The following is a 19077-nucleotide window of genomic DNA, read 5'->3' as shown; positions in this document are numbered from 1 at the left end:
CACTCAGATAAATCCGGGAAAGGCGTGCCGATGCGCCACCGAATGTGCCATGCTGGCAAGAGTGATGATATCAAACACTGGCCGTTTAATACGCGCTTGCAACTGATGCGCATAAGGCGGCAGGTCGGTGCATTCCAAAACCACGGCACCGATATCCGGTGATCGCTCAATCATGTCATCTGCCGCAGCAAACAACTCTTCTGTCACCTTGCCAAGGTCCATCTGCGTGCGTTCACCGCGTAAGATCACCGCGGAAAACTCAGGGGCCTCATCCAGCCCCTGAACCACAATCGGCACATGGGCAGCGCCCACACCTTCCAGATGCTTGTCCGTCAAAGAGGCAGCGGACGCTGTGATGACCCCAACGGGTGCATTGGTCATATGGTAGGCAAGGGGAACCTGTATGAGCGAAGACACGAAAACTGGAACAGAAACGGCTGCTGCGATCTCCTTTTGAAAGATCGCCAGAAAACCGCAGGACCCGGTGATTGCATGTACGCCCTGATCTTCCAGCCGTTTAGCGGCGCTGAGGATCGGCTCAAGCAACTCAGGCGAGGGATCAGCCAGCAGTTTTTGTACCGTCAATCCATGTAGGATCTCATAGGTCGTTGTAAACGGCAGGCTCGACGGGTTCTTGATGTGGCCGGGAGGCTTGGGGAAATAGCTTTCCAGCGAAAGAACGCCGATTGAAACGCCGCAAATGTTCTGGCCACCAGGATGAATGGTCATGCGAAATCCTTTAGTACCGTGTCACGTGATAGGGGGTCATATTGATGTTGGGGGTGGTGCCGGTCACCAGATCAGCAACCAACCTGCCGGTTTTCGGGGCCATCATCAGGCCGTAGTGACTGTGTCCAAACGCGCCAATCAAATCCGGAAATCCATCAACTTCGCCAATGCAAGGCAAACTGTCGGGCAAGCTGGGGCGTTGTCCGGACCATGTGCTGATTTCACCCATCCGCAAGTCCGGTAGCAGCTTGCTGGCAAGCCCCACCAAACCATCCAATCGCTTTTGATTGATTGGCGCATCAAGCCCGGCAAACTCAGCCGTTCCGGCAACCCGAATGGCGCTCTCCATGGTGGAGGCGACAAACTTCATGTCCATATCCATGATGGAATGCGTGAGGGCAACACCGGGATTGCTGAAGGACACATGGTAGCCACGCTCAGCCTCCATCGGTACCTTGACCCCAAGTGGTTTCAGCAGCTTGGCAGACCAGACGCCCATGGAAAGCACCAGTTTCGGTGCAAAATGCTCGCCTGTCTCCGTCACATATCTCCAGCCGCCGCCGTCTTTTGGCGTGATGGAGTGCACCTCGGCTTGCTCAATGGTTCCGCCCATCTGGCGTAGTTTGTCGGCAAGCACTTCGCCGATCTTACCGGGGGAAACGGCCCGTGCCTGTCCCTTTATGAGAACGGCGGCGTCAAACTCATGGGTTAAAGCAGGTTCCAGATCTTGTAAGGCCGCAGCACCAATCTCCTCAATCTCAGCCCCCACAGCGCGGCGCATGGTATAATCCGGTCCATCCAGATCAATCTGGGAGGCATCCCGAAACGCATGCACATACCAGCTGTCTTGCAGCAAGCCCTCGTGCCCGGTACCGGAAAGGTGATGGCGGTAAAGCTCAATGCAGTCATGATTGAGTGCATGCATGGCATCGCCAATCGGCTGAATGCGCTCCTGTCGTCCCTCATAGAGAAAACGCAGGCCCCATGTGGCCACGCGAGGCAGGTAACTGGGCTTGATCGTCACCGGACCTTGCGGATCCATCAACCAGCCGGGCACCTTCTTCCAAAGACCCGGCATGGATTGCGGCACCACGGACCACGGCGAGATAATCCCCGCATTGCCAGCAGAGGTGGCCTGACCGGGAGCATCCCGGTCAACCATGTGCACGCGCAAGCCTTTCTCGGCTAGAGACAGAGCACAGCAAATGCCAACCAACCCCGCACCAAGCACAGTGACATCAGGTACTACAGCTTCTGTCATTGTGTCGCCGCCTGCAAGTTGCGTTGGCTGGAAACCTGCTGGAACAAGACAGGCGCGATGATGAGAATTGCGGCCAGATCAGACCCCAGACTTGGAGCAACCAGCATCAATCCGCCAATAGCCATCAGCACACGCCACAGGCCGTTGAGCGGAGCCATAAAGTAACCGGAAACCGCCGTTGCAATAGCAAACACACCCAGCGCACAGGTCAGCGTGACCTGCAAGAACGAGACGAGGGTGAAGTACTCCGGCAAAACAATCAGCATGGTTGGCGCATAGACGAACACCATCGGCACCATGAGTTTGCCAAGCCCCAAGGTAAAGGCACTCACACCAGTCCTGAACGGGTTTGCCCCTGCAATGCCCGCAGCAGCATACGCTGAGGCGCAAACCGGCGGTGTAATCTCGGAGATAACACCATAATAAAGCACGAACATATGCGTTGCCAAAGCGGGCACACCCAGTTGTGCCAGCGCCGGTTGAGCCACCGCGACAAGCATGATGTAAAGCGCTGTAGTCGGCAGACCAGCACCCATCAAAATACAGGCAATAGCGATCAGAACCAGAGACAGGAACTGCTGAATGGAGGCTTGCCCGAACACTTCCAGAGAGGTCCAGTCAAGCAGCGGAGCTAGTGAGGCTGCCATATCTGCAGCGCCGTTGGTGACCATAAAGCCAAGACGGAAGCCAACACCGGTCGTGTTGATCACACCGACCACAATACCAACAGCAGCAGAGGCAGCGCCCACGGCCAGCGCATATTGAACACCCACATGGCAGCTGTCGAACAGATCTTTAAAGCTCTGGCGTTCATTGCGATGCAAACAGCCCAGCAAGGTCAGCGCGCCAAGTACCCCGGCCATCGTTGGCGAAAATCCTTCACCGGAATATGGCGAGGCCTTCCAGAAAATGAAACCCAGCAAGGCAAGTGGCACAGTCAGAGACAGCGGCTTATCGATGGCACAAAAGCCAACAACAACACAAAGCGAAATGCCAATAAACGCAGCCATGTTGGGCGAGTAGCCAGAAAACAGTACCACGAGCAGCCCGATCAGCGGCAGTACCGTAAACCAGCCCTCACGCCAGACCTGCACAAACTGCGGGATCTGGTCCTTAGGGTAGGCTTCCAGCCCAAGGCGTTTTGCGGTGAAATGCACGATGGACATGACGCCGATATAGTGCATCAGAGCAGGCACAATCGCTGCAATCACGATGGTGGTGTAAGGCACTTCCAGATACTCGGCCATCAGGAAGCTCGCAGCCCCCATGATCGGCGGTGTTATCTGTCCGCCCGCACTGGCCGCTGCTTCAACACCGCCTGCAAAGTGCCCCGGATACCCAAGCTTCTTCATGTTGGGAATGGTCAGCGAACCGGTGGAAACCGTGTTGGCGATGGAAGAGCCGGAGATAGTGCCGAAGAAAGCGGAGGAGACAACGGAAACCTTCGCAGGTCCGCCTGTATAGCGTCCGGCTAGGATCATCGCATTATCAACGAAGAACTGCCCAAGCCCCATGCGCTGCGCCACAACACCAAACAGCACGAAATGAAACACAACAGTTGAAACGACCCAGAGCGTAACGCCAAAAATGCCTTCAAACGGGAAGTACATGTTGTTGACGAACTGCCGCCAGTCCACACCCGGATGCTTCAGGATCTGGATTGGAATATATGGCCCCAAAAGCGCATAACCGATGAAGACCAGAATGATCAGCGGCAGCACGATACCAATGGTCCGGCGCGCGATCTCCAGCACAGTTAAAATGATGATGGTGCCGAAGAAGATATCCGGTCCGGCTGGATTGCCTTGCCGCAAGGCTTGCTCAGAAACCTGGATGCCAAAAAGGTCAAACCCGCGCCAACTGAACCACAGATACAGCGATCCCATCATCGCCAGTATCATGATCACCCAGTCAAGCAGCGGCACATTGCCAAAGCTCAGGAACTTACCGGGCGTATTGGCTAGGGCACGATCAGATTTGAGAAAGGGAAACGCCAGAAAAATGAAGAAATACAGCCCGGCCAGATGGATGCCCATGTGAACATAATCAACCGGCGTGCCAAATCCGGCGGTCCAGAAGTGATAGAGCGCATAGGCAATGGTCGCCCAATAAACCACTTTTGTCAGGATTGGCCCGTTGTCACGGGTATGGAGAGCGGAGTCATACTTTTTCTCCAGCTCTTCCAGAGCCTTGTTATCAAGGTGCGATTGTAGGGGCATGGAACCCTCCCGGGTCTGGGGTGCGTCATGCGGTGGTAAGAGCGTGTTGGGCTATCTCATCCCAACACCAACAGCTGCGCAAACAAAAGCATGCGGCAAGGCTGAACCACCGGTGGCGACAGAAGGCAGCGGAAGAACACTCCCGCTGCCGTTTTAAGTCAGACTGCGATTAATCGAGCAGGCCAACTTCTTTGTAGTATCGCTCAGCACCCGGGTGCAGCGGCACGCCAATTCCATCAATTCCATCAAGCGCACTCTTCATGGTGATGACCTTGCCTTTCGGATGTCCGTTATCCAGCAGTTTACGGGCGGTCTTAGACCAAAGCGCCTTTGTGATCTCGTAGACCAGTTCCTCATCAATATTAGCATTGGTCACAAACATGCCGCTCACTGCCACCGTGTTGGTGTCATGCGTCACGCCCGGATAAGTGCCAGCAGGGATGGTGGAAGGAATGTAGTAGGGAACAGTCTTGTTCGCCTGAGCAACTTCAGCCTCAGTGAAGGAATAGAGATCCATGCCCTTGGTGTTATCCAGCTGGATCATGGCAGCAACCGGGGTTCCCGCAGCATAGAAGTAGGCATCCAGCTGACCATCAGCTGTCCGCTCCGCGCTTTGAGAGTTGTTGAGCTCTGCCTCATCAATATTGTCACGATTGACGCCGTGATCACCGAGAATGAGCTCAACAGCAATCTGCGTTCCAGAACCTGCCTGCGCAATTCCAACCCGTTTGCCTTTCAGGTCCGCAAGGCTGTCCAGTTCACCACCCTTTGGCAGTACAAGATGCAAGTCCTCAGGGTAAAGGTTTGCAATCACACGAAGGTCTGGTTTGGCATTGCCCTCATACTTACCAGAGCCGTGATAGGCAAAATGAAGTGTCGCAGCACCGGTCAGGCCCGCTTCCATCTGGCCCGCCTGAATGGCGTTCACATTGTGCGCAGACGCGTTGGTTGACTGCGCGATCGCCACCAGATTTGGAACACCACAGTTGCCGCCCTGATCACACGGACGAGAGCCCGGAGGGTTGGAAATTGCGTTGGCAATGATCCCGCCAATCGGGAAGTAGGTTCCGCCAGCACCTCCTGTACCAATGCGGAAAAATTTGATGTCCTGCGCAACTGCTGCACCACTGATCATCGTGCAAGCAAGCGCAATCCCGGCGCATTTACTGAATAATCCCATGAGTATCCCCCCTCTAATAAATTCAGATAAGCCCAATTCAAGGTGATAGGTATTTATAATTATTGGCCTCATGGTGGTTAGCCTTATTCATAAAAGCAAATTCGAAATATTATGGTTATGATAGATTTTGTTTATATATTGAGGTGCCCATGAACCTGCAGCAACTGGCGGTTTTCCGCGAAATTATGAAAACCGGATCGGTCAGCCGCGCTGCACGAAACCTTCATCGCACCCAGCCCGCCGTCAGCGCATCGCTCAAAGCACTGGAAGATGATTTAGGAATGCCGCTCTTTCTGCGTGAAGGCCGCCGACTGATTCCTGTCCCGGAATCCCATTATTTGCTCTCGGAGGCCTCAGGCATTCTGGATCGTTTAAAGACGGTTGAGCAGAACCTCAGCAACATGCGCGATCAGGTGCAAGGCTCGTTGAGTATCGTTGCCATGCCCGGTCCATCCTCCTATCTGCTGCCCGAATTCATCAGCAACTTCATCGAGGACAAACCGCAGGTGAAGGTCACTCTGGCAACCCGCAGCTCACCGCAAATCCTCAACCTGATCGCCGCACAAAGCTTTGACATCGGCTTTTGTGATGCAGCTGTAGGCACGGAGCAGGATGTCTTGTCTCACAACACCACAATCCCATGCACCTGCCTGTGCGCTGTCCCGAAAACATCAGCACTGGCAAACAAGAAGGTGATCCACGCGAAGGATCTGGACGGTGTGCCCATGGGCGTGCTCCAGCCCAGTCACTCCACCTTTGAGGCCACCAAAGCCGCGTTCCAATCCAGTGATGCGCATTTTGATATCCGCATCGATACCCAATACTTCCTGCCGCTGTTTCATTTTGTCGAAGCCGGGCAGATCTGCGCAGTTGTCGATGCTTTGAGTGCGGTCAGCTATCAGCGCAGCCGCGGAGATGCCTCCAAAATCGTGTTCCTGCCCTTCGAGCCAACAGTGCCCTTCGGCTACTCCATCCTCGTGCCGCACCAGCGTCCACTGTCCCGATTGGCAAGCTCATTCGTCTCCTCCTGGCAAAACTGGGTGGAACAAACCATCAATCAGCCAATCAGATAGCAAAGAGCAGCTACAGTTAGCGCTCCAACAAGGACCACGCAGGCAAACCGATCTACTTTGCCATCAAACACTCATATCGGCTGGAAGGGCGTAATGGACGAGGTTTGCCAGAAAGAAAACGAGACTGCAGAACGGGTCTATCACCAGCCTGTCTCTCCCTGGGCATTGGAAAATCTGCCCGGTGATCCCATGATGTGGATCCTGATCGTCAGCGAAATCCTCGTGTTCGGCGGAGCGCTGTGGGCCTTCGCTGGCAATGAGCTGCTCAATCCGGAGATTTACCGCGAGGCACGAACGCACCTCAATGTGCCTCTTGCCACCTTGAACACAATCATCCTGCTCACCTCAGGCTTGTTCGCCGCCATCGCGGTGCGCTTTGCCAAAATCAAAGAGATTGTGAAGACAAGATTGGCGTTGCTGGGAGCAGGAAGCCTTGGCGTCGTGTTCATCGCGCTCAAGATTTTCGAATACAAGGAAAAGCTTGCCCTTGGCCTCAATGTTGAGACCAACACATTCTATACGCTTTACTATCTGGTCACCGGGTTCCATTTGGCCCACGTGATCTTTGGCCTGATCATACTCGGCATTATCGCCCTGTGGCCCACCGAGGACAATATGGAATCGGGCACAGCCTTCTGGCATATGGTTGATCTGATCTGGGTGATCATTTTCCCCATTTTCTATCTCATGGGGCAGGGGCTATAATCATGGACACCAACAAAACGACCTCTAAGAGCATCCAGATGAACGATCTGCTCAAAGCCTGGGTAGTATTGGTTGCACTCACACTGCTCGGCTACGGCCTCAGCCTGTTCAGCAGCGAATTGCTTGTCTATGTCGGCCCACTGATCATCGCCGCGCTGATCCTGTTTAAGGCGCGGATCATCCTGACCCGATACCTTGGCCTGACCAGATGCCCTGCATGGCTCTCCATGCTCACCTCTATGATTTTCACTTTAACAATGATTTGTGCAGCCCTGCTCACCTACGGCTCAGCAGCGCTTTCGCAATAAAGACCTGAACAAGACACCAAAAAGCAGAACCCCCTCACAAGGCCTGAAGCGCTGTGAGGGGGTTCCATTAAAGCATATCCCTGATGTGTGGGCCCCTACTATGGGAAAGGGATATACGTTTTTGAGGGATCAGCTCGGCAGGAACTCTCGGCCCCAACCGGTGCCAGCAATCCGCCGTTCAATCATGTCATCCACCTGCTCATCGCTGTATCCAACACCGGCAAGCACTTCGCGTGTGGAATTGCCGTAAGCCTCAGTGCTAGGCAAGGCGCGGATAGCGGCTTCCTCTGGCCGGATGGAATAATGGTCGATCAGCGTCACGCGGTGCCCACTTGGGTGATCCTCATAGGTGGAAAATGCGTAACTGCCACGATCAATACCAACCGCACCATCAGCCGTCCGGGTGTACGTGTCGCGCAGATGCTCGATGCCCAGAGGCTGAGCCGCTGCAATATCCGCTGCTCTCAGCTTCTCACACCAGCTTTCTGCAGTGTCCTGTTCAAACGCAACCCGCAGGAACTCAGCGGTGTCATTGGCTTCTTCCACACCGCTCAGACCTTCAACCTGTGCAAGGTCAATAAGCTCGTGGTCTTCTGCATCCATAAAGATCCAACCATCAGAGGCTTTATAGAAGTGTGAGAGCGCGTGGTTGCCAAGGGCATCACGTCCGGATGCTTCATCAAACGGGGCACGGCCTTCATAATCAAACGCAAACTTGATCTGCGCCAGATTAGTCACCGCTGACAGAGAGGTCCGCGCACGGGAGGTCTCTCCGGTTTTGTGCTTGTGATAAAGCGACAACGCCATACCAAGACCAGCAGCAAAGCCACAGTTCACGTCCAGCGTACCAAGGTGCGCATGCTCTTCCGGTGTATCAACGCCGCCAAACCGGCTCATGATGCCGCTGTTGGCCTGAATGATATCATCATAACCAATGTAGTTGGTCTTCGGTCCCGGCTTTGGTCCACCAAGACAGTCCAGACGGCAGAACAGAACGCCCGGATTGATCGCCTGCAAACTGTCATGGTCAAGGCCAAGCGGCTTCATCTGACGGTCAGGGGCATTGATCACAACAAGATCAACGGACTTCACCAGACGCTCAAAAGCCTCACGGCCTTCGCCCGTAGTAATGTCCACCAGCGCACTCTTCTTGCCAATGTTGGTCTGGAACGTAAACAGCGTACCAATCAGCGGATCGTAAAGCGGCTTCACCGGATCCAGTTTGATCACCTCAGCACCAAACCGACCAAGGAAGGCAGTGGAATGCGGACCCGCAATCACGTTGGTCAGATCCAGAATACGCAGATCACTGAGCCAGCCGTCTTTGTCTGCTGTTGGAGCTGTTGGAGCAGGCAAAGAGCCCGTGTCGCCAACGGCTTTCAGGGTAGCTAAAGCCTCTTCAAAGGTTACGTTCTCGCGTGGTTTTGGAGTGAGCAGGTAGTCTACAATTTCCTCAAACCACACAACAGGACCGGGCTGTTTCATCAGGCCGTATTCAGGGTCGTTCACTTCGACAATCAGACCGGACGTGTTGCAGTGCTCGCTGTTCACCCATTCCTGCGTGGTGCGATGTGGAGCACCCGGAATCTGGCCTTCACCAAAGATAACGCCCCATTCATCAGAGGTTTTAGTGAGGAACACCTTCTTCATTTTCACAGAAATGATATCAGCCCACTTTTTCGGAAGCGGATAAACACCAATAGACGTTTCCCCGTCCCACTCTGCAATCGGCAGGTGCAGGTTGTTTACTTCAGGAAGACCTTCAGCAAGCAGCTCCTCGTAAATACCGAGAGCCTGCAGGCAGCGGCGGGCGTGGTTGCGGTGAGACGGGCAGACCGCATAGAAATAACGGCCATCTGCACACTCATAGGTCCGGTAGAACGGATCGAGGTATTCCTGTAGATCTTCATAGGAAAGATCCATCTCGATATCATTTTCACGGCGATGGGTAATCTCGTGCTCGCGCATCGTCATGTAGCGCTCTGGCATGCCTTCAATCACAACTGAATTGTAAGAAAGGCCTTCCATAAGAGCAGCTGCAATCGGCACTTCAATCGTATCACCACGGCCTGTCTTCTCACGGGCAAGAAGAGCCATCACAACAGAGCTGGCCGCCATTGTCGTGGCATAAGAAGAGCCCAATGGAAGCGGTGAGAAGCTTGGGTTCAGACCCATAAGAACACGGTTGAAGCCCATGTCGGTGAACGCGCCTGATGTGGCGGCCACAATGGCTTCCGTTGCTTTCCATTCACGGCGCAGCTCATCATTGCTGGCAAATCCCGGGACTGAAAGTGTAACCAGCTCAGGGCGTTCAGCACGCAGCGCAGCAAAATCGACACCAAGGTCTTTCATCTTGCCTGGACGGAAGCTTTCAAGCACCACATCGGCTGCTGCAATCAGGTCAAACGCCTTTTGCAAGCCAGCTTCTGACTTCAGATCAAGCCGGATGCATTTCTTGTTACGATTTAAAATCGCATTTGCCGGGTGATCCCACTGAGGCCCTTGAGGCGGATCGACGTGAATAACAGTTGCGCCCATATCCGCAAGGATCATAGCAACAGCTGGACCTGCAATCTGCTGACCGAAGTCAACAACTCTGACACCTTCAAGGGGAAGTCTTTTTTCCATGCAACATCATCCTCAGAAACCGCCCATCGGCAGTTCTCAGTTTATTCCAGACATAATTATGTCTTTGATTTCAGATTGTTATGGGTGAAATGCTTCGCAGCAACGGTTCACTTCATTGGAAAAACAATAGGCAGGCACCTACGTAGAAACCAGCAATTTAAATTTCGGTGCAGGCATAAAAATTTTTGTAGCTCGTCTAATTCTGAACTGTTTGATTTTGCCTTTGCCGGACTGGTGGAAGCTGAAATTTCTTCCACCAAACCTGTTTTATGCCGCCTGTGCAGCGGGGACAGTGTCCTGCCCAAAAGGGAGATTACCCCTCATGTATTACTTGCAGCAGCCAGTTTCTGAAGGTGACAGCATGCGGGTGCTCAAGGCTTGTGTTGGAGTAAACCAGATAAAACGCTTCTTCCGTCGGAACGCGATTTTCCAGTGGAGCAACCAGCTGGCCGGACTTCAGTGCATTTTCCACAAGACTTGTTCTGCCCAAAGCAACGCCTTCTCCTAAAGCTGCCATTTCCAGAGCCGTGACAAGCGTATCAAACTGATAGCTCTGCCGCAGTTCCACATCACTGTGCTTGGTCTGCTTCAGCCAGTATCCCCAGCCTTCCTGATAGCCAATCACATGCAAAACACTATGATTTGCAAGGTCTTTTGGCGACTCTAACGGCCCGTTTTCATCCAGATAACAAGGGCTGCAAACCGGAAAAAGCTCGTCTCGTGTCAGTCGATCACATTGAACTGACGGCCATTTTCCCCGCCCGTAGCGCACTTCCAGATCGCAGTCACCAGAGGTTTCTTTGTTGTCCAGCCAGATATTGGAGGTGACACGCAGGTTGATCTTTGGGTGCAGCTTGCGAAACTCTTTCATACGCGGGGCAAGCCAGCGCATGAAGAACACCATGTTGATCTTCACAGTCAGCAGATTGTTCTGCCCCTGACCGAAGATTTCCTCCGTTGCCGCCTTCAGGCGCTCCACGGATTCGTGGACTGCCGGCAAATACGCCGCCCCCGCATCTGTCAGCTCCAGGCCACGCGGCAATCGTTTAAACAGCACAGATCCCAACTGACACTCCAGGCCCTTGATCTGGTGACTGATCGCTGCCTGCGTAAGGTTGAGCTCTGTTGATGCATGCGTAAAGCTGAGATGACGCGCCGACGCTTCAAATGCCCTGAGCCAATTGAGCGGGGGTAAATTCTTCTTCATTAACTTCTCCCATTCGTATGGGTAGAATTTCATACTCTACGTAAAACTATTCATAAATATTTTTATACCATTGGGTCTTTTTTTGTTGATTGATAACAATTTAACCCTCCGGCAAAAATTCAACCTTCAATCAGGACAGCAAAAATAAAGCTTGAGGGGGACAAATGTATAATAACAGCAATACTGAAAGAAGGACGGGGGAGGGCCTGTTTACAGGTGTAAATCCTGTTATGGCTGTCGGGTCTACAGTACTCGTCATTGCGTTTGTTTTATTTACTGTAATGGTTCCTGAAACTGCTGGCTCACTTTACAATTCAGCCAAAGGTTTCATCGCAAATAATCTATCTTGGTACTATATTGGTCTGGTCAGTTTTTTCCTGTTTCTGGCTTTCGCGATGACCATGAGCCGTTACGGCAATATTCGCTTGGGCAAAGATGACGAAAAGCCGGAATACAGCTTCTTTTCCTGGTTCTCGATGCTCTTTGGGGCCGGCATCGGTATCGGGATTCTGTTCTGGAGTATCGCAGAGCCGATCTACCACTTCCAAAGTAATCCGTTTATCGCAGAAGGGCAGGAAAGCTCCGTAGAAGCCGCCCAAATTGCAATGCGGATCAGTATTTTCCACTGGGGTTTGCATGGTTGGGCACTGTTTGCACTCTCCGGTCTGGGACTAGCTTATTTCCACTATCGCAAAGGCCTGCCGCTGTCCGTTCGTTCAGGGCTCTATCCGATTTTTGGTGATAAGATTTACGGTCCAATCGGCCACGCTGCTGACCTGCTTGCAGTTTTCGGTACAGTCTTCGGTATTGCGACATCTCTTGGGTTGGGAGCCCAGCAGATGAATACCGGCCTGAACTACCTGTTCGGCTTTGAAGTTAGCATCACCAACAAGATCATCATCATTGCGGTCATTTCCGTACTGGCAACCATGTCCGTCCTGAGCGGCGTGAACAAGGGCATCAAAATCCTGAGTGAATTCAACATGCACCTCACCATGGTGATGCTTGTGTTCTTCCTCATTTTTGGTCCGACCGTTTACATTCTCGGGTCTTTTGCAACCAATCTGGGCGACTACCTGACCAACGCAATTCCGCTTGGCTTCTGGGTCGAGACTGATCCGAGCAACAGCTGGCAGGGTGGTTGGACCATCTTCTACTGGGGCTGGTGGATCGCATGGGCGCCATTTGTTGGCATCTTCATCGCGCGCATCTCCAGAGGCCGTACGGTTAAAGAATTCCTGCTCGGCGTATTGCTGGCACCAACGCTGCTCTCCACATTCTGGATCACCACCTTCGGTAACACTGCAATGTTCCTTGAACTGTTCGGTGCTGGCGGCGTGACGGAAGCGGTGAATGCGGACATCACCTCGGCTCTTTACACAACCATCGAACTGATGGATCTGGGCTCCACGCTCACCATCCTCGGCGCGGCGATGTGTACAGTTTTGCTGGTGACGTACTTTGTAACCTCTGCGGATTCCGCGACGCTCGTGATCTGCACCATCTTGTCCATGGGCGACGAGAATCCGGCCAACCGCTACCGCATCTTCTGGGGCCTTTCCATTGGCGCCGTGTCTGCGGTGCTGTTGTTCGCCGGTGGCTTGCGAGCCTTGCAGACAGCTTCGATCGTGGCGGCTCTGCCGTATTCCTTCGTGCTGATCCTGACCACGTGGGGATTGCTTAAATCACTCCACCTCGAGGTCTCAGAAATCATCTCCACCATAGATGACGAAGAGCATCCTTATTCAGCTGGCAATGCAGCCCCTGCTGCAGCCCCGGCCGAGTAAGGCGCTCTCACCCCGAACCATCTGGGATGTTCCCGGCATCCCAGATGGTGACAATAACCAAAGGTTCATTCTCATGACATCTCAGATCATTCTGCCGCGCATCATGCAAGTTGGTGCGGGAGCCGCCCTTCAATTGCCTGCAGTTCTGGCAAAAATCGGCTGCAAAAAGCCTCTCATCGTCACAGATCCCATGATGGTTCAGCTGGGATATTCCGAATCTATGCAGGAAAGCCTGAAGGCTGAGGGCATTGAAAGCGAAGTTTTTGCAGACACTTTGCCTGAGCCAACCGTCGCCTCCATCCTTCCGGGTGTGGAAAAGGCGCGGGAAGACAGCTATGACTGCATCGTAGCCCTTGGTGGCGGCAGCCCGATCGACAGCGCAAAAGCCATTGCGATTCTGGCAAAGTTTGGCGGGGAAATGCGCGACTACCGCTTCCCGAGAGACGTCACGGAGCAGGGCCTGCCGGTTATTGCGGTTCCAACAACTGCTGGCACTGGCACGGAAGTAACCCGTTTCACCATCATCACAGATGAAGAGCGCGGCGAAAAGATGCTGTGTGTTGGCATCGGCTTCATGCCTGTTGCCGCACTGGTGGACTACAAACTCACCATGAGCCTGCCAGCACGCATCACCGCGGACACCGGCATTGATGCCATGACCCATGCGCTCGAAGCCTATGTCAGCAAAAAGGCAAATTCATACAGCGACAGTCAGGCACTGCCTGCCCTGAAGCTGATCGGCCCGAACCTGCGTGAAGTCTACCACACCGGCAACAACGAAAAAGCACGTGAAGAGATGATGCTCGGCTCAACCCTTGCAGGCGTTGCGTTCTCTAGCGCATCCGTTGCTCTGGTGCACGGTATGAGCCGCCCGATTGGCGCATTCTTCCACGTGCCGCACGGCCTTTCCAATGCGATGCTTCTGCCAGATGTGACAGCCTTCTCAATTCCGGCTGCACCAGAGCGTTACGCTCAGGCTGCACGCGCATTGGGTTTTGCATCCCAGCAGGATGATGATGCTATGGCAAATCGCAAGCTCCTGATTGAGCTGCGTGCCCTGAATGATGAGCTCTCCGTACCAACGCCGGAAGAGTTTGGCATTGATCGTCAGGAATTCATGGACCGCTGCGAAACCATGGCAGAGCAGGCGCTCGCCTCAGGTTCTCCGGGCAACAACCCGGTCACGCCAACCATTGCTGAGATGATGGAAATCTATCAGGGCTTGTGGGATGCCCGTGGCTCCGACAGCGAGTCTGTTGCAGCTGAATAAACTGAAATTCCTACGCTCCCGAGAGGCCAGCTCACGTCCAATGCCGTGAGCTGGCTTTTTTATTGTGGCTCTGGCGAATTAAGCGCCAATCTCCAACACAAACCGGGCGCTAAAGTCACCTTCCCACCACATCGGAAAGTTGGTGCCCCACTTGTTGTTGTAGATGTTGAACCGAAGCCCCTGATCATAAGCAGGTGCCCTGTGCTGAAACGGCATAAACGGCAAATCAGCAGGGGCCACAAGCGGAGTATCCAGCGGCACAATGCGGATCTCCTGATCTGCTTGTGCTCTCGCCCCAAAGATCGCCTGCAACTGGCCGCCACTCATATCCGGCAGGTCATGGGCATCCACCCAATATCCGGTCTTATCGAACTGCCAGCGTGCCGCACCATCTGGCGCAAACCGCAGGAACCCAGCCTCAGGCATCCGATTGGCAATCTTACCGTAAAGCCGCAGCGTAATCTCCAGCTTGTCGCTTGACCCATTCAGTGCCAGCTGAATGTTGGATGTCGCGCCGGGAATATCCGAGGCCATTACATAGGAAAGAACGACGTGATCGTCGGCAATCGCAAGTCCTTCAAATTTCGGGCAATGGCTTTTGGACGTCGCAGTCCCTACCTTATCCAGTCCCGGCTTGATGTGATCTAAAATGGCCCATTCTTCTTCGTGGGTCAGATAGGCATCCATATGCGATTTGACATCGCTCGCATCATAGGTTTCATGGGCAAACGAAAGCAGATTGTCATCCAGCCCAAACAGGTCTTTTCCATCTGGTGTTGTAAGCCGCTTGATAGCACCGGTGTCACTATCAATCTCCATGGACCAGCCACCAAACCCGGCCTCATTGATAATCTCAAACGGACCAGCATGAGGAAGAGGGCAACACAGCTCTTTAAGCGCTGCCCTGGCAATCTTCTGGTCACCCTTATCAAGCGCAGCAACGGCATCCTTACAATAAGCCCGCTGTTCAGCCCAGGACGCTTCAGCATACTGAAAGCGTGGATCGTTTTGGCGTGCAGCATCAAAATCCCCACGATCCCACGCCTGTTCATCGCGTAGATAGGTTTTGATATCTACCCCGCACGTATGCTCTGCCACCATGGAAAGCTTGCGGCCAAAAGAAAGCTGCTCCGGCGTGATTTTGTCGTCAGCAAAACGATCGTAAACCCGCTGCAATGCCCGGTACTGGGCTGACTTTACAGGATCAGTCGCACTGCCATGGATCCAGCTGTCGCCGATTTCCTGCCTCACAACGGGGAAGCTATCCCGGTGGGGCCACAGCACCTCGGCAAACTCATCCAGCGTCGCTGCCTTGATCTGATAATTTGGATACTGCCGCTCCATCGCACGGTACACATTCACCGTCTGTCCGATGTTCTGCGGCCCGATATTGTCTTCCGTATGCGCAAAACTCAGGCCATCAGAAACACCCGGAATAAACTGCGTCGCACCATAGGAGTTCTGGTAGAGCACCAGAACCTCCTCACCGGAAGGGGCCTGCCAGCGGAACACATCCGGCAGTTTTGGTGTTGGAGAGGCGGTGTTGACCCCCAGATGCAAAAACTTGATGCCAGCTTTCGCCATCAGCGGCACAATACCAAGCGTATGCCCAGGAACATCCGTCATCTTGGCGGCAATAGTCTTCACCCCAAACCGCTCATCCAGCTCTTTGGAATAGGAAAGACCAGCCTCAAACAGGGCCGGTGACATCAGCTCAGAATGTGTCGTGAACGGCAATCCGTGCCAGCGGATCAGACCCTTCTCAATCGCAGCTTCCAGACGCTTTGCTTCAGCAGCTGACGCCTCGTTTAGATAGTCCCAGATCAGCCATGCGCCCGTGGTCCAGCGAAATTTCGGGTCCTGCGGGTTTTCAAAATAGAAATGCTCCGCCGTATCAAGCGCTTGCGGTAAAAAATAGGAGTGATAACGCTGCCGGACCTTCTCCGCATGATCAGTGAAACCGATATCCAGATGGGTTTTGAAAATCAGGTGAATAGTATTTGGGGACATATTTCTTTGCTTCTTATGAGCCAACAGTACCGCGCACAATCAGGCGGGTCTGCAGTGTCTCGGTCATGGCTGGGGCATTGGGGTCTTTAAGGCGCCGCAAGATAAGCCGTACGAGAGCCCGGACACGATCTTCCAGATCAATTTTCACAGTGGTGAGGTTGTAGCTCAGCCATCCGGACTGAGCGATGTCATCAAAGCCAACCACTTTCACATCCTCAGGAACCCGCAGGCCCAGCTGAAAGCGCAGCGCATCAATCACGCCAAATGCACCGACATCATTTGCAGAGAAAATGCCATCAACGCCTTCGCCAACCTTGAACAGGTCCAGCGTGGAGGCGAGGGCGGTCTCATAGGTATAGTCGCCCTGCAACACCAGCGGCTCTGGCAAACCACGCTCTTTCATGATGCTTTTAAATGCACGCTCACGCTCTGTATTTGCAAGGGATGTGGTCGTACCACCAAGATAGGCAAAGTCCTTGCAGCCATATGCCTGCATCAAAGCAACAGCCTGATCGATGCCGGTCTTCTGGTCCACAATCAAGCGGTCGAAGACAGACGTGGAGCCCGGCTGGTTTGGCAAACTGCCATCCTCCGAATAACTCACGTAAATCGGCACGGCACGGCCCAGCGAATGGGTTAGTGTATCAGGTGAAACGTTCTCGGCAAAAGCGATGATGCTGTCTAGGTTGAAGCCCTTCATATAGGTCAGCAACCGCTCATCCATGCTCTGGTCAGTGCGGGTCTTAAAGAGCAGCGTGGCAAAGCCTTCCCCTTGCAGGGCAGTGGTCAGTGCATCAATCTCCTGCGATTCCCATGGGCTGCATACATCCGGTACGATCACTCCCACCAGATGGGATCGGCGTGTCACCAGCGCGCGGCCCGCCATGTCTGGCGTGTAACCCAACTCCTTCGCGATCTTGAGAATCAGATCACGCTTTTCCTTCTTCAAAGAGGCATGTGGATTGAAAGCGCGTGAAACAGCGACTCGCGATACGCCTGCAAGTTTGGCAACTGTATCTGCCGTCGCGCGTTCGGGGCGTTTCGCCTCTTGGATGTTTGGATGCTCTGACACTCAAAACCACTCAAATTATGAAAACGTGTTCACTATTAATGCCGTATATAACCCTAGGATGTCAATCGAACATTCTTTATGCACGACGAAAATATGACAGTTTTGTGCCGTTTCTGTAAAATATTTGCTGGCGTAATATTTTAGAATCCTCTTGATTTTCTCTTGAGTGTTGACGAATAATGAAAACGTGTTCATTTTAAATTCACTGATCGATTTCTCAAGATTAGTGACAAGGCACACCAACACAGGATGCCCTGGGGGGATAATTTAGATGAGTAAATTGCGTAGTTATGCATTGGGTCTTGCAGCTGCCACAGCATTGGCCGGGCCAGCAATGGCAACGGACGTCACCATCACTTGCCGTTGTGTGGAAGGCGGCGTGAACAGTGCAGCTGCTGTCTGGCTGAAAACAAGCGTCATTCCTGGTTTTGAAACCATGATGAAAGCCACAGGCAAAGACGTAAAAGTGATTTTTAAAGAGTTTGCCGGAAAAGACGAGCAGTTGACACAGCAGCTTGCTCTGGACTTTTCAACCGGCGCTGGCGCGGACGTATCATCGTTCGACGGCTTCCTTATTCCAAACTTTGTTGACGCAGGTCTGCTGAAGCCATTGGAAGAGGTTGCTGGCGCAGAGGTGAACCAGTGGGAAGGCTGGTCTCACATTTCTGATGGCTCCAAAGAGCTGATGTCCTACGGCGGCAAGGCCTACGGTATCGCGCTTGGCACTGACAGCCGCATGATCTTTGTGCGCAAAGACATCTTCGCACAGGCGGGTATTGACGCTGACACATGGCAGCCAACATCCTGGAAAGACGTTCTGGATGCAGCGCGCACCATCAAAAAGGCAATGCCTAAATCCGCTCCGCTTCAGTTGAATGCGGGCGTTTCCATGGGTGAAGCAACCACCATGCAGGGTTACTGGATGGCCATTCTGGGCACCGGTGAAGGCATGCTGGACGAGAACGGCAAGTGGATCGTTTCCTCTCAAGGCATTCTCGATACGCTGAACCTTTATAAGACCATCTACGTTGATGAAAAGCTTGGCGACAAACGCGCTCAACTGCTGGGTGATGGCCGCAACCGTACATTCGCAAACTTCCGCGATGGCAAAACAGCAATGCTGGTGGAAGGCGACTGGTTCTACCGCTCAGTCACCAAGCCGGGCGCTGAATTTGAAGTCAAAGACCGTGACGTCAACATGACCTGGAAGAAGATGCCTGCTCAAGAGCCGGGCAAAGGCTTCCGCGGTCAGGACTTCGTGACCATGTCCGGTGGTACGGGTTTTGTGATCAATCCAAACTCCAAAGCTCCAAAAGAGTCATGGGCGCTGTTGTCCTACATGAACTCCAAAGAGCAGCTGGATGCATTCCAGGCGATCAACCCACGCGTTCGTATTCGTGATGATGTCTGGATTCCAAACTCTGACTTCCTGACAGAGACCTCTCAGACACTTCTGCCACTGACCACAGCCCGTCCAAACAACGCCTACTACAACAAAGTCTCTGTTGCAGTTCAGCGTATGACAGAAGCAGTTGTCTCCGGCGAGCAGACACCAGAGCAGGCCATGGCGCAGTACAAGTCTGACGTCACAGCCATTGTTGGTGAAGAAAACACCGTAAGCAAATAAG

Annotated in this window: 14 protein-coding genes; 6 read left to right on the top strand and 8 right to left on the bottom strand. The window is 53.3% G+C overall.

All coding sequences use genetic code 11. The features are described 5' to 3' along the window. Positions 1-3 precede the first annotated feature (3 nt). The 4 genes from DHN43_RS00425 to DHN43_RS00410 all read right to left on the bottom strand — a co-directional run bounded on the left by DHN43_RS00425 (position 4) and on the right by DHN43_RS00410 (position 5389). Positions 4-729 (bottom strand): aspartate/glutamate racemase family protein, encoded by a 726-nt coding sequence (locus DHN43_RS00425; RefSeq protein ID WP_108817377.1) that lies wholly within the window; start codon positions 727-729, stop codon positions 4-6. Positions 730-739: 10 nt separating this feature from the next. Further along, positions 740-1990, bottom strand: coding sequence for an NAD(P)/FAD-dependent oxidoreductase (locus DHN43_RS00420; protein WP_108817376.1), 1251 nt, complete (start codon positions 1988-1990; stop codon positions 740-742). After that, complete coding sequence (locus DHN43_RS00415) at positions 1987-4209, bottom strand: TRAP transporter permease (protein WP_108817375.1); 2223 nt, start codon at positions 4207-4209, stop codon at positions 1987-1989. Before DHN43_RS00415 ends, DHN43_RS00420 begins: the two co-directional genes overlap by 4 nt. Before the next feature lie 169 nt (positions 4210-4378). After that, positions 4379-5389, bottom strand: coding sequence for a TAXI family TRAP transporter solute-binding subunit (locus DHN43_RS00410; RefSeq protein ID WP_063299238.1), 1011 nt, complete (start codon positions 5387-5389; stop codon positions 4379-4381). Between the two features lie 149 nt (positions 5390-5538). Here DHN43_RS00410 and DHN43_RS00405 point away from each other — a divergent pair, with 149 nt between their 5' ends. The 3 genes from DHN43_RS00405 (at position 5539) to DHN43_RS00395 (ending at position 7475) form a co-directional block, all read left to right on the top strand. Next, positions 5539-6462, top strand: coding sequence for a LysR family transcriptional regulator (locus DHN43_RS00405; protein WP_108817374.1), 924 nt, complete (start codon positions 5539-5541; stop codon positions 6460-6462). 93 nt (positions 6463-6555) lie between these two features. Beyond that, complete coding sequence (locus DHN43_RS00400) at positions 6556-7167, top strand: cytochrome c oxidase subunit 3 (RefSeq protein WP_063291983.1); 612 nt, start codon at positions 6556-6558, stop codon at positions 7165-7167. A gap of 2 nt (positions 7168-7169) precedes the next feature. Beyond that, positions 7170-7475, top strand: coding sequence for a hypothetical protein (locus DHN43_RS00395; protein WP_108817373.1), 306 nt, complete (start codon positions 7170-7172; stop codon positions 7473-7475). 129 nt (positions 7476-7604) lie between these two features. Here the strand turns inward: DHN43_RS00395 and DHN43_RS00390 are convergent, their stop codons facing one another. Beyond that, entirely contained in the window at positions 7605-10103 is a 2499-nt protein-coding gene (locus tag DHN43_RS00390; protein WP_108817372.1) for a CoA transferase, read from the bottom strand. A gap of 313 nt (positions 10104-10416) precedes the next feature. Next, complete coding sequence (gcvA, locus tag DHN43_RS00385; RefSeq protein WP_108817371.1) at positions 10417-11310, bottom strand: transcriptional regulator GcvA; 894 nt, start codon at positions 11308-11310, stop codon at positions 10417-10419. A 164-nt stretch (positions 11311-11474) separates the two neighbouring features. Between gcvA and DHN43_RS00380 the strand changes: the two genes are divergently transcribed. Both DHN43_RS00380 and DHN43_RS00375 read left to right on the top strand, forming a co-directional pair. After that, positions 11475-13097 (top strand): BCCT family transporter, encoded by a 1623-nt coding sequence (locus DHN43_RS00380; RefSeq protein ID WP_208980913.1) that lies wholly within the window; start codon positions 11475-11477, stop codon positions 13095-13097. Between the two features lie 73 nt (positions 13098-13170). Then, positions 13171-14367 (top strand): iron-containing alcohol dehydrogenase, encoded by a 1197-nt coding sequence (locus DHN43_RS00375; protein ID WP_108817964.1) that lies wholly within the window; start codon positions 13171-13173, stop codon positions 14365-14367. A 78-nt stretch (positions 14368-14445) separates the two neighbouring features. On the opposite strand, the gene DHN43_RS00370 is transcribed toward DHN43_RS00375, so the two are convergent. Together DHN43_RS00370 and DHN43_RS00365 are read right to left on the bottom strand one after the other, a co-directional pair. Next, on the bottom strand, positions 14446-16377 hold the full coding sequence (locus DHN43_RS00370; protein WP_108817370.1) for a DUF5054 domain-containing protein: 1932 nt from the start codon (positions 16375-16377) through the stop codon (positions 14446-14448). Positions 16378-16390: 13 nt separating this feature from the next. After that, positions 16391-17449, bottom strand: a complete 1059-nt coding sequence (locus DHN43_RS00365) for a LacI family DNA-binding transcriptional regulator (protein ID WP_108817369.1) — start codon at positions 17447-17449, stop codon at positions 16391-16393. A gap of 271 nt (positions 17450-17720) precedes the next feature. Between DHN43_RS00365 and DHN43_RS00360 the strand changes: the two genes are divergently transcribed. After that, positions 17721-19076: an extracellular solute-binding protein gene (locus DHN43_RS00360; RefSeq protein WP_057465212.1), complete on the top strand. Its 1356-nt coding sequence runs from the start codon at positions 17721-17723 to the stop codon at positions 19074-19076. Position 19077: the final 1 nt, after the last annotated feature.

It is taken from the genome of Pseudovibrio sp. Alg231-02 (assembly GCF_900143565.1).
Lineage (GTDB): Bacteria > Pseudomonadota > Alphaproteobacteria > Rhizobiales > Stappiaceae > Pseudovibrio.
This window is presented reverse-complemented; position numbering and strand designations above follow the sequence as displayed.